This window comes from Calidithermus chliarophilus DSM 9957, assembly GCF_000430045.1.
In the GTDB taxonomy this organism is placed as follows: domain Bacteria; phylum Deinococcota; class Deinococci; order Deinococcales; family Thermaceae; genus Calidithermus; species Calidithermus chliarophilus.
This window is the reverse complement of sequence record NZ_KE387027.1, coordinates 32,453-43,190: the sequence shown is the minus strand read 5'-3', so window position 1 is coordinate 43,190 and position 10,738 is coordinate 32,453. Positions and strand designations below refer to the sequence as shown.

Sequence of the window (10,738 nt, the reverse complement as noted above, 5' to 3'; positions counted from 1 at the left end):
CCACCCCGGCGCCCCCGCCCCCCACCGGCGGCGACGGCGCCCCCAGCGTCAGCCTCAGCCAGCCCGCCAACGGCTCGACCGCCAGCACCAACACGGTGCGCCTGGAGGGCCAGGCCAGCGACGACCGCGGCATCCGCCGGCTCACCTTCAAGCTCAACGACGAGCCGGAGGAGGAGATCGGCATCAACCCCGGCCCCAGCGTTCGCTTCAGCCGCACCGTGGGCTTCCTCAGGCCGGGGGCCAACACGCTCACCGTCTTTGCCTACGACACCGACGGGCAGCGCGGCTCGGCCACCGTCACCGTCAACTACGGCAGCGCCGGCGGCGGCACGACCGGCCGCATCCTGCTCGTCGACGACGACGCCGGGCTCTCCCCCGACGCCGCCACGCCCGTCGAGGCCACGCTCAAGGCCCAGAAGATCGCCTTCGACACCCACGCCGTCCACACCCAGGGCCCGCTCTCGCTCGAGCGGCTGCGCCGCTACCCGCTGGTGCTGTGGATCCTGGGCGAGGCCTGGGCCGACACCCTCACCCCCGCCGACCAGCAGAACCTCCGCAGCTACGTCCAGGGCGGGGGCCGGGTGCTCCTCAGCGGCCAGGACCTCGGCTACGACATCGGCGACACCCCTTTCTACCGCGAGGTGCTGCGGGCCGAGCTCGAGGCCGACAACGCCGACACCCTCAGCCTCAGCGCCTCCGGCAGCCTGGGCGGGGGCAGCTACACCCTCATGAGCGGCGACGGCCTGCGCAACCAGTACTACCCCTCGGCGGTGCGCCCCCTGGGCGGGGCCGAAGCGGCCCTGCTGTGGCAGCCGGGCGCCAGCCTCGCCCAGATCCAGTCCCGCTCCGACGACCCCCGCGAGGCCCGCGAGAAGAGCAAACGCGCCAAGAAGAACGGCAAGGACCGCCTCGAGCCCCGCCTCCTGGCCCAGTCCGCCGGCGAATTCGCGGCCGGCACCCTGAGCCCCTTCGGCTCGGGCCGGGTGGTCTACCTGACCTTCGGCCTCGAGTCGCTCGCCTCCGACCAGCGCAGCCGCCTGCTGAGCGCCCTGATGAACTGGCTCATGCGGCAGGGCTAGTGTGGCGTTCACCGACAGCCGAACGCCGAACGCGAAGCGCAAGACGCACTTTGCAGGAGCGAGCACGAGACCCGCCCCTCCCTCTCCCCTTTACGAAGGCGCTAACGCAAATAATACCGGATTCAAAAAGATAATCATCCGATCCAAAGAGCCCCGGAGGCTATCTTTTTGAATCCTAGAGCACACCCCTCCCTGACGGTCGGCGAAGAAAGCGTCTCCCTTCGGTCGGGTTGGTCCGTCACCGTTCGGTGACGAACCAACCGAATCTGGTATAAGCCCTCTCCCGCTGGGAGAGGGGCTGGATTGAGGAAGCTACCGGCATCCGGCTATCGACTATCGACCCTCATCCCTTCTTCCGCTGCGTCAGGCTGAACCAGTTGCCCGAGTTATCGCGCACCAGCGCCTCGATGCCGTAGAACTGCTCCTTGGGCGGGGACACGAAGTGGACGCCCTTCGCGCTCCACTCGGCGTAGTCGCGGTGGATGTCGTCGGTCTCGAAGACGCCCACGCCCATCGCGCCCTTTTCCAGCAGCCCGCGGATGCGCTCGGCGGTCTCGGCGTCCATGGCCGGGCCCGCCTGGACCGGCATCAGCACGATCTCGAGGTCGGGCTGGGCCTTGGGGCCCACGGTGAGCCAGCGAAAGCCCTGCTCCATGCGCATGTCGGTGCGCACCTCCAGGCCCAGGATGCCCTGGTAGAACTCCAGCGCCTTGTCCTGGTCGAGCACGTAGATGGTGGTGTGGCTCTGACGGGTAACCATAAATCGCTCCTTTCTGCCCGGAGCATAACGCTAGGGCTCGAGCGGCGCTTCTTCAAAATTGCGCTCCGGCTCCGGGCCGCCGTACACGCGCAGGAAGCACGCGGGCACGTAGAGGGTGCGGTAGACCAGGGGGATGTAGACCTGGGAGGTGGCGTACTTGCGGTAGTGCGAGGGCGGCAGGCCCACCTCGCGCAGGAACAGGCCGCTGAAGGTCGACAGGCTCTCGAAGCCGACCTCGAGGCACACCTCGCTCACCGACAGCTCGCCCTGGCGCAGCAGGGTCTTGGCCCGCTCGAGGCGCAGCCGGGTGAGGGTGTCGTGCGGGGTCTCCTGGAAGGCCCGCTTGTACGCCCGCAGGAAGTGATGGGGCGAGAGGTTGGCCTGTGCGGCGATGCGGGGGAGGTTCAGCGGCTGGTGGTAGGCCTCGCGCAGGAAGTCGCGGGCCCGCAGCAGGCGGCGGAGGTTGGGCATAGGGCTCAGGCTTCGGCCCCTTCGGGCAGGGCGGGCGGGACCGCCAGCAGGCTCAGCAGCAGCCCGGCGGCCCCGCTGAGCACGACGGCGCCCCAGGTGAGGTGGACCGACCAGCTCAGGCCCGCCCCGAGCAGCCCCACCGCGAAGTGGGCCGAGGTGATGAGGGCCGGGGCCAGGAAGGCGAACAGGCGCAGGGCCGCCACCCGGCGGGGGCTGGGCTCGAGCCAGCGGTAGACCCCCTCGATGAGCAAGGCCGCCACCAGGAAGGCCCCGATCTGACCGTAGGGATACTCCCGCGCCATGAAGCCGATGGCGACGGCGTTGATCCCCAGCACCACCACCACGGCCCCCGGGGCCAGCCGCCAGCGGCGCAGGGTGAGCAGCAGGGCGCCCACCAGCACGCTGTTGATCAGCAGCAGCGCGATGATCCCGAAGGCCTGGGTGTCCTGGCCCTGGGGGAAGCGCCCCAGGCCCCAGAAGTTGCCCACGGGGTGGGTGTACTCGAGGAAGAAGGTCAGGCCCGCCAGGGTGGCCGCCAGCGACAGCAGCATGGGCAGTTGCTCCCCCAGGCTCCGCGGGCTCTCCCGGCGGGCCCAGGCCGCGCGGTAAGCCCCGCTGGCGCCCAGCACCAGCCCCGCCGCCAGCAGCAGGTGGGTGGGGCTGTAGAGCGCGTCGATGCTCTCCTCGATGCCGAAGAGCGTGTGCCAGAGGAGGTCGCCCGGGCCGCCCAGGAACCACAGGCCCAGCCCGCCCAGCGCCAGCCCGTACCCCGCGGGCAGGGCCTCAGCCCAGGAGGCCCCCCTCGAGCGGTTGACCCAGGCCACGCCCGCCAGGGCCAGGAAGTTGAGCGCGAAGCCCGAGTAGAGCACGGCGTGCCAGGGGGTGAAGAAGGACTCGTCCACCCGGCCGTGGGTGTGGGCCCAGCCGTCGAGGTAGAGGCCCCCCACGAAAAAGAGCGCGAGCAGGGCCATGGCCCAGTCCAGCGCCCGGCCGCCGATGCGCTGGGGAATTGCCGGTACCGATGCGTTCATGCGATCTCCTTTGGGGGGGTGCTCGAGACGGTGCCGAACCTCAGGGTAGCAGCCCAGGGCCAGGCGATAAAGCGGGCGGCTCGAGTTAGACTCGGCGCATGTTCCAGGGCAAGGTGGTGCTGGTCACAGGGGCGGCCCGGGGCATCGGGCGGGCCATCGCCGAGGCCTTCGCCGCCCAGGAGGCCATGGTGGTGCTGTGCGACGTGCGCCCCGAAGGCGCGGAGGTGGCGCGCGAGATGGGGGCCCTCTTCGTCCACGCCGACATCGCCCGGCCCCACGACCGCGAGCGCCTGGTCCACGAGGCCCTGCGGCAGTGGGGCGCGGTCAACGTGCTCGTCAACAACGCGGCCATCTCGGCCCCCGGCTCGGCCCTGCGGGTGGCCCTCGAGGACTGGCAGAAGGTCCTCGACGTCAACCTCACCGCCCCCATGCACCTCTCGGCGCTGGCCGCCCGCGAGATGAGCAAGAACGCCGGGGGCGCCATCGTCAACGTCGCCAGCGTGCAGGGCCTCTTCGCCGAGCAGAACAACGCCGCCTACAACGCCTCCAAGGGCGGCCTGGTCAACCTCACCCGCTCGCTGGCCCTCGACCTCGCCCCCCTGGGCATCCGGGTCAACGCGGTCGCCCCCGGCGCCATCGCCACCGAGGGCGTGCTCGAGGCCATCGACCTCTCCGACGACCCCGAGCAGACCCGCCGCGACTGGGAAGACCTCCACGCCCTGCGCCGCCTGGGCAAGCCCGAGGAGGTCGCACAGGCCGTGCTCTTCCTGGCCTCCGAAGCCGCGAGCTTCATCACCGGGGCCGTCCTCCCCGTCGACGGCGGCATGACGGCGAGCTTCATGATGGCGGGGAGACCGGTGTGATACCAGATTCGGTTAGTTCGGCGCCGAACGGCGCCGAACTAACCCGACCGAAGGGAGTACTCTAGGATTCAAAAAGATAGCCTCTGGAGTTTTTTGATTTGGAAGATTATCTTTTTGAATCCGGTATGATATCAGCGGTAAGCAGTCAGCCGTCAGCTATCAGCTCGTAGCCCGTGGTGAAACCCCTCCCCGCTGACGGGGAGGGGGTATCCCCCCCAGCCCCCCTTGCTAAGGGGGGTGACAAGGCGTTTTGCGTCTTGCGTCTTGCGTCTTGCCTTTAGCTATCGGCTATCGACCATCGACCACCGACTACCGACCACCGACCTACTTCCGCTCCACCTGAAGCGCCTTGCGCTGCGCCTCCTCGAGCGCCGCCTTGGCGCTGGTCCCGCCCTTGAGGGCACGCTCGAGGGCTTCCTCGAGGAAGCCGTACCACAGCACGAACTCAGGGTCTTGCAGCCAGATGTCGGCCTCCTCGACCTGGGCGAAGGCCACGCGGCGGCGGGGGTCGGCCTTGTACCAGTCTTCCAGCAGGGGCTGGGCGGCGCGGCGCATGGGCAGGTAGTAGGTGGTCTTGACCCACTTGGCGATGTTGGCGGGCTCCATCAGGTACTTCCAGAAGGCCACGATGCCCTTGACCTGCTCGGGGCTCACGCCCTTGAGCGGGATCAGCGCGCCCCCGGCCAGGGGCACCTTGCCCCCGTTCGTGCGCGGGATGGCGGTGACGCCCAGCTTGAAGGGGATGGGGGCGCGGTCTTCGATGAGGGGCCAGGCGGTGATGGGGGCCACGCCCATGAAGGCCTTGGTGCGCAGGAAGTCGGCCACCGAGAACTGGGCCTCGGCGATGTTGCGGCTCTGCGCGGAGCCCTTCTTCACCATCTCCTGCAGGTACTCCAGCGACTCCACCACCCTGGCGTCGGTGAAGTTGGGCTTGCCGTCCTTGCCCACCAGGCTGCCGCCCCGGCTCATCACCAGCACGTTGAAGCTGTAGATGTCGGAGGAGACGATGTAGCCCTTGGCGGCGCGGCTGGTGAGCTTCTGGGCCGCGTTGGCGACGTCCTCCCAGCTCGAGGGGGCCTTGAGGCCCTTGGCGGCGAACTGGTCGGCGTTGTAGAAGAACACCGGCACCGAAAGGCCGATGGGCAGGCCGTAGGTCTGGCCTTTCACCTTGCCGGTCTCGAGGAAGCCCGGGAAGAAGTCGTTGGGGATGCCGGCGAGGTGGGCGTCCAGGGGCACGCCCAGCCCCTCCTGCACCACGCGGCCCAGGAAGGAGATCTCCCCGTGGAAGAGGTGGGGGGCGCCGCCCGAACGCAGCGCGGCCAGGAGCTTGATCCCGCCCTCGCGGTAGTCGCCCACGAAGCGGTAGGTGATCTTGTAGTCCTTCTGCTGGGCGTTGAACTCCTTGATGAAGCCCTCGAACAGGTCCTGGGCGGGCGGCCCCGAGGTGTGCCAGAAGACGATCTCGGTAGGGCGCTGGGCCATCGCCGACAGGCCCAGCAAGAGCATAAACAGCGTCAAAACACGGTACATCTAGCCTCCACGTCCCGGGCGAGGGGCCCGGTCTGCCGTAGTCTGCCACGCCGGCGGATTAAAACTTTGGGCTTAATGCCAAACCCCCGGCGCGAAGCGCCCCCCAGGGCCCGGGGTGCGTCTTAACCCTTGAGGCCCTCCTCGAAGGTCTCGACGATGCGCCGCTCGTAGATCAGGTAGATGATGATCAGCGGCAGCGTCGCTGCCAGGGCCGCCGCCGAGAGCGGGCCCCAGTCGGCCGGGTTCTGCCGCTGGAGGTCGGTGATCCAGGTCTGCACGGTCTTGAGCCGCTCGTCCCCGGCCACGATGCGCGGGTAGAGCACCAGGTTCCAGTGCGCGGCGAAGCTCAGCACCCCCGCGGCGATGAGCTGCGGCCGCAGCAGGGGCAGCAGGATGCGCGTGAGGATCACCCGGTGGCCCGCCCCGTCGAGCCGGGCGGCCTCGAGCAGCTCCACCGGCACCGTCCGCATGCCCTGGTAGAGCAGGTAGACGATGAAGGGGCTCGCCGCGAAGGGCAGCACCAGCGCCCACACCGTGTCGAGGATGCCCAGCCGCTGCAGCAGCCCGTACAGCGGCACCAGCAGCAGCTCGGCCGGGATCGCCAGCATCACGAGGAAGAAGGGCAGCAGCCGCGCCCCCTCCCGGATGGCGTAGGCCGCCAGGAAGCCCGTGAAAAGCTGCAGCAGCGTAGCACCCCCCGACAGCAGCACCGAGAACAGCAGCCGCCCCCAGAAGCCCTCCCAGAACTCGCCCTCCGACAGCACCCCGAAGTTGGCGAGGCTGAAGCGCAGCCCGAAGAACTCCCCGGCGAAGACCTGCTCGGGCGGGATGAAGGCTGCGTAGGCCATCCAGAGGAAGGGCAGACCCACCAGGAAGGCCGCCGTGAAGACGAAGAGGTGGCGGATCACGCGGGCCTCCAAGAACGCCCAACGCCAAACGCAATACGCAATACGCCGAACGTCGAACGCCGAACGCCGAACGCCGGAAGACGTCGATAGTCGATAGCCAGGGGTGTCGAGGGTCGAGGGTCAAAGACAGAAGGCTCGTAGCTCGTGGCTTGTGGCTCGCGGTGAGAAACACCCCACTCCAACCCTCCCCGCAGGCGGGGAGAGAGTTCTATCCCCCCAGCCCCCCTTGCTAAGGGGGGTAGAGAAAGGGCGTTTGACGTTTTGCGTTTGGCGTTTTGCGTTTGGCGTACGACGTACGACGCAGGACGTACGACTGGCGTTTGGCGTCTCGCGTCTTGCGTCTTGCGCATGGCCCTACTCATGCTCCCCCCCGCGCAGCAGCCGGGCCTGGGCCAGGGCGAAGAACAGCGTCAGCAGCAGGATCACCACCGTCACGGCGGCGGCGTAGCCCAGGCGGAAGTTCTCGAAGCCGGTCTCGTAGAGGTAGTAGCCCAGCACCCGCGTCCCGCCGAAGGGGCCGCCCCGGGTGAGCAGGAACACCGCGCTGTACGACTGCAGCGAGAGCACGGTGCCGATGACGACCAAAAAGGTGATGGCCGGGCGCAGCAGGGGCAGGGTGATGTAGCGGAAGGCCTCGGCGGGGGAAGCCCCGTCCACGGCGGCGGCCTCGAGCAGCGTCTTGGGGATGCCCTTCAGCCGCGCCGAGACCACCAGCACCCCGTAGCCGATGTGCCGCCAGAGGGTGAACAGCGTGATCAGCAGCAGCGCCCACACCACTTCCTGGTCCCAGCGCGGGACGGGGATCAGGCTCGCCAGGGCGCCGTACTCCGGCGAGAACAGCGTGTACCACGCCACCGAGGCCCCGCCCAGCGTGACCAGACCCGGCAGGAACAGCAGCGCCTTGACCGCGCGCTCGTAGCGCTGGCCCTCGAGCGCCAGCGCCAACAGCACCGAGAGGGCGATGAAGGGCGGCAGGGTCATCAGGGCCAGCACCAGGGTAGTCCCCAGGCTGCGGTGGAAGTCGGGGTCGGTGAGGATGTTGCGGTAGTTCTGCAGCCCCACCGGCTTCGGCTCCGACAGCCCCGACCACTCCCACGTCGAGAAGCGCAGCACGTCGAGGAAGGGGTACAGCAGGAACAACACCAAAAGCCCTGCCGCTGGCAGGGCGAAGAGCTGGGCCGGGTTAAAGCGCGATCTCATGGAGCTTCGGGCGGCGGGGCGGGGCCTCGAGCCTGGACGGCGGAGGCTACGGGTAGCACCCTACCACAGGTACAGGGCGGAGAGCTTGAGCCAGTAGCGGTCGGTGAGGGCGAGCTCGAGGGCCAGGGGGTCGAGGTAGAGGCGGAAGCCCAGCCCGTACGCGAGGCTGAAGCCGTCCTGGAAGCCCAGCCCCACGTAGGCCGAGAGGGCGCTGCCGGGGAGCTCGAGGGTGGCCGTGGGGCCCAGGTGCGCCCCGAAGGAGGGCGCGGTCGCCCCGTTCTTGGCCGCGTAGCGCACGTCGATGCCGGCCCCCACCGACATCGAGAGGTCGCCCACCACCAGCGCGGGGATCAGGTTGAGGCGGCTGAGGCTCCAGAACTCGAAGCCGCCGGGCGCCAGGGGGTTGAGCTCGACGTCGACGCCGGTGTCGAAGCCCAGCAGCGGCAGGTTGACCCCCGCCTGTACGGTGAGCCCCTTGCCCACCGTGAAGCCCAGCCCGGCGGTGTTCTCGGGGTAGGCCGGGACCTGGGCGAAGGCCAGCCCGAGAAGCAGCGTGAGGATTGGGAGAATTCGCTTCATCCTAAAACCTCCAGACTCAGGCCATCATAACAGGGCGTTCGTGAGGGCTTCGGTAGCCTGGGGTCAAGAGGGCAATGGGAAAGGGCCGGGCTTCTGCCCGGCCCTGGGACAAGCCAGCGTTTAAGGAAGTGGGGAGTTCGATGACCTACGGTATACCTGGATCTCGATGTTGCGGAAGTCTACATCAGCATCGGGCGCGGTGTTGGAGAGCGCTGAAAGCGCCAAATCCATCGAGGTGTTCGAATTCACGTAACCGATCGCCGACTCAGCCAGCATACCTTCCTGAAGAGCCCAGGCATCCTGCCAGCCCGACACCTCGCTGAAGTCAGGCGAAGTGTACTCCCGGCTGTTTCCTAGCCAGCCGGGGCTGACAACATGGTTCCAGGATAAGCTGTTGGTGCCGTCACTCTGCACGTATGCCACCGCGAAAGCCTGTACCTCCCCTGTGGTGCTCCAATTCACGCGGGGCCGTAGGTATGGCGTGGTTTTACTGTAGTCAAACGTCGCTGTCAGGTCACTGGGGAAGCTGAGTACAACATCCTGGGGGGTGGTTAGGGTCCTTAAGGCAAATTTAGACACCCTAGTGAAGTAACTACCCGCCGATGCAGTAAACACGTAAAAGTCTGTAGGCTTGACTTTATTGGCTGGCACGGCTTGATAAGTGAAAGCACTGACCCCAGGGCCACCGCCCAGCGCAAATGCACTCCCTATACCGGGAGTACCCGTCGTGTAGCTCGCGGCGAAGTAGTCACTAGAGCCACCCTGGAGGCTTACAGTGTAAGAACCTTCAAGGCTAAATGCCTCAGGTCCTTCAAAGTTCAGATCACGGACAGTATCTGCGTCCACGGTTAAGTCACGGAGGAAAATGAGCTTGTCGGGAGCCTCGCCCGGCGATCCGGAAGGTTGCCGGGTAGCGATCAGATCGTAGGTGCCCGCCGAAAGGCCACTGATGGCGTATTGCGGGTTGCTCTCGTTGGCAGTAGTGATGTGACCAGCGCCCAAAGATATCGAGGCGGTAACCGAACCGCTCAACCCACTGACCGTGCCCGAGAGGGTCAGGGGCCCCGAGGATGGTGAACCGGAGCCGTAATAGGAGCCACAGGTTACCCTGAAGTTAGTGGTCTCACGGACGGTGAATTGGTACACCGATACCCAAGTCGCAGTCCCGCCAGGGTTAGCAGGGCAGACAAAGGCTACCCCGTACCTTCCTGCGGGATCGGTCACGGCGAAGCTGTAGCTACCTCCCACCCCCGAGAGAGGCTTCCAGACCCCGCCTCCATCCTGGTAAGCCGCCCAGGTAGCGTTCTGTTGGGTTCCATTGATCAAGGTACGAACCGTTACAGCAGTCGACCGAGCCTGCTCAACGCGGAGGCTGAACGAGGCGGTCCTGTTGAAGTTGGCGGAAGTAGCCCGTACCGTGAGGGTGTAATCTCCAGCCGCCACGGCGTTGCCCACGCTCAAGGTCAGGGTGCTCGAGTTCCCGTCCGTGACCGCGGGGCTAAAGCTCCCCGTGACCCCCTCGGGCGCACCCTCCAGGCTCAGACTCACCTCTCCGGTGAGGTTGGTCCGGGCGATGGTCACGGTGATGTCCTTGGTCTGGGTAGGCTTCAGGGTCACGCTGGCCGGCTCGAGGCTCAGGCCGAAGTCGGGCTTGGGGTTGACGGTGAGCCCCAGGCTGGCGGTCTTCACGCGGCCACCCGCCGTGCCCTTGAGGGTGAGGCTGTACTGCCCGGCGGTCACGCCCTCGGCCACGGTGAGGGTGAGCAGGCTCGAGGCCGTGTTGGCCGGGTTAGGCGCGAAGGTCGCGCTCACGCCGGAGGGCGCGCCCTCGACGGCCAAGCTCACCTCGCCCGCGAGGTTGGTGCGGTTGATGTTGATGGCTACCGTGCCCGAGGCGCCCTGGTTGATCGAGATGCTGGGCGAGGCCGGGCTGAGGCTGAAGTCGGCCAACGCTACCTTGAGGGTGAGGCTGGCCTCGCGGGCGACGCCGGGTGCCGCCGCCTTGACCTTGAGCGCGTACTCGCCCGGGGCCACGCCCACGCCCGCCGTGAGCGTCAAGGCGGTGGCGTCTTTGGGCGCGGGGTTGAGGCTGAAGTCGCCCGTGACCCCCACGGGCAAACCCTCCACGCTGAGGCTGATGGGGTCGTTGAGGTTGGTGCGCTGGAAGGAGATCTGGACCGTGCCGTTCCCGCCTTGGTCGACCGTAACGGACCCGGCGCTCAGGGTGAGCTTGAGGTCGGGGACCGGGGTGCAGGCTGCCAGAGCCACCAGCAGGACAACAAAAGACCATAACCCTAGACGATTTCGCATGTAGCAC

General features: G+C 67.5%; 10 protein-coding genes. 2 read left to right on the top strand and 8 right to left on the bottom strand.

Going from position 1 to position 10,738, the window contains the following annotated elements; genetic code table 11:
* A partial coding sequence (locus tag MEICH_RS29510) for an Ig-like domain-containing protein (RefSeq protein ID WP_036219656.1) occupies positions 1-1,079 on the top strand: 1,079 nt, incomplete at its 5' end.
* 343 nt (positions 1,080-1,422) lie between these two features.
* Here MEICH_RS29510 and MEICH_RS0117225 read toward each other — a convergent pair.
* Genes MEICH_RS0117225 through MEICH_RS30505 form a run of 3 tightly spaced genes read right to left on the bottom strand, consistent with a single transcriptional unit; the run spans position 1,423 to position 3,341 of the window.
* A complete protein-coding gene (locus MEICH_RS0117225; RefSeq protein ID WP_027893620.1) occupies positions 1,423-1,839 on the bottom strand; it encodes a VOC family protein in 417 nt (138 codons plus the stop codon).
* Positions 1,840-1,869: 30 nt separating this feature from the next.
* The gene (locus MEICH_RS0117220) at positions 1,870-2,310 is read right to left on the bottom strand and encodes a helix-turn-helix domain-containing protein (RefSeq protein ID WP_036219655.1); all 441 of its coding nucleotides are present in this window, start codon (positions 2,308-2,310) and stop codon (positions 1,870-1,872) included.
* Between the two features lie 5 nt (positions 2,311-2,315).
* On the bottom strand, positions 2,316-3,341 hold the full coding sequence (locus tag MEICH_RS30505) for a hypothetical protein (protein WP_157202884.1): 1,026 nt from the start codon (positions 3,339-3,341) through the stop codon (positions 2,316-2,318).
* A gap of 98 nt (positions 3,342-3,439) precedes the next feature.
* Here MEICH_RS30505 and MEICH_RS0117210 point away from each other — a divergent pair, with 98 nt between their 5' ends.
* Positions 3,440-4,204 (top strand): SDR family NAD(P)-dependent oxidoreductase, encoded by a 765-nt coding sequence (locus MEICH_RS0117210; protein WP_027893619.1) that lies wholly within the window; start codon positions 3,440-3,442, stop codon positions 4,202-4,204.
* Between the two features lie 324 nt (positions 4,205-4,528).
* On the opposite strand, the gene MEICH_RS0117205 is transcribed toward MEICH_RS0117210, so the two are convergent.
* The 5 genes from MEICH_RS0117205 to MEICH_RS0117185 form a co-directional block, all read right to left on the bottom strand.
* Positions 4,529-5,734, bottom strand: a complete 1,206-nt coding sequence (locus MEICH_RS0117205; protein WP_027893618.1) for an ABC transporter substrate-binding protein — start codon at positions 5,732-5,734, stop codon at positions 4,529-4,531.
* Between the two features lie 122 nt (positions 5,735-5,856).
* Complete coding sequence (locus tag MEICH_RS0117200; RefSeq protein WP_027893617.1) at positions 5,857-6,642, bottom strand: carbohydrate ABC transporter permease; 786 nt, start codon at positions 6,640-6,642, stop codon at positions 5,857-5,859.
* A 354-nt stretch (positions 6,643-6,996) separates the two neighbouring features.
* Positions 6,997-7,842, bottom strand: coding sequence for a carbohydrate ABC transporter permease (locus MEICH_RS0117195; protein WP_027893616.1), 846 nt, complete (start codon positions 7,840-7,842; stop codon positions 6,997-6,999).
* A 60-nt stretch (positions 7,843-7,902) separates the two neighbouring features.
* On the bottom strand, positions 7,903-8,421 hold the full coding sequence (locus MEICH_RS0117190; RefSeq protein WP_027893615.1) for a hypothetical protein: 519 nt from the start codon (positions 8,419-8,421) through the stop codon (positions 7,903-7,905).
* A 120-nt stretch (positions 8,422-8,541) separates the two neighbouring features.
* A complete protein-coding gene (locus tag MEICH_RS0117185) occupies positions 8,542-10,731 on the bottom strand; it encodes a COG1470 family protein (protein ID WP_157202883.1) in 2,190 nt (729 codons plus the stop codon).
* Positions 10,732-10,738 lie beyond the last annotated feature (7 nt).

Excerpts from the sequence above, each read along its gene's own strand:
- MEICH_RS0117195 (WP_027893616.1), bottom strand. The coding sequence starts at position 7,842 with ATGAGATCGCGCTTTAACCCGGCCCAGCTCTTCGCCCTGCCAGCGGCA.
- MEICH_RS0117220 (WP_036219655.1), bottom strand. The coding sequence starts at position 2,310 with ATGCCCAACCTCCGCCGCCTGCTGCGGGCCCGCGACTTCCTGCGCGAG.
- MEICH_RS0117185 (WP_157202883.1), bottom strand. The coding sequence starts at position 10,731 with ATGCGAAATCGTCTAGGGTTATGGTCTTTTGTTGTCCTGCTGGTGGCT.
- MEICH_RS0117205 (WP_027893618.1), bottom strand. The coding sequence starts at position 5,734 with ATGTACCGTGTTTTGACGCTGTTTATGCTCTTGCTGGGCCTGTCGGCG.
- MEICH_RS0117225 (WP_027893620.1), bottom strand. The coding sequence starts at position 1,839 with ATGGTTACCCGTCAGAGCCACACCACCATCTACGTGCTCGACCAGGAC.
- MEICH_RS0117190 (WP_027893615.1), bottom strand. The coding sequence starts at position 8,421 with ATGAAGCGAATTCTCCCAATCCTCACGCTGCTTCTCGGGCTGGCCTTC.
- MEICH_RS30505 (WP_157202884.1), bottom strand. The coding sequence starts at position 3,341 with ATGAACGCATCGGTACCGGCAATTCCCCAGCGCATCGGCGGCCGGGCG.
- MEICH_RS0117210 (WP_027893619.1), top strand. The coding sequence starts at position 3,440 with ATGTTCCAGGGCAAGGTGGTGCTGGTCACAGGGGCGGCCCGGGGCATC.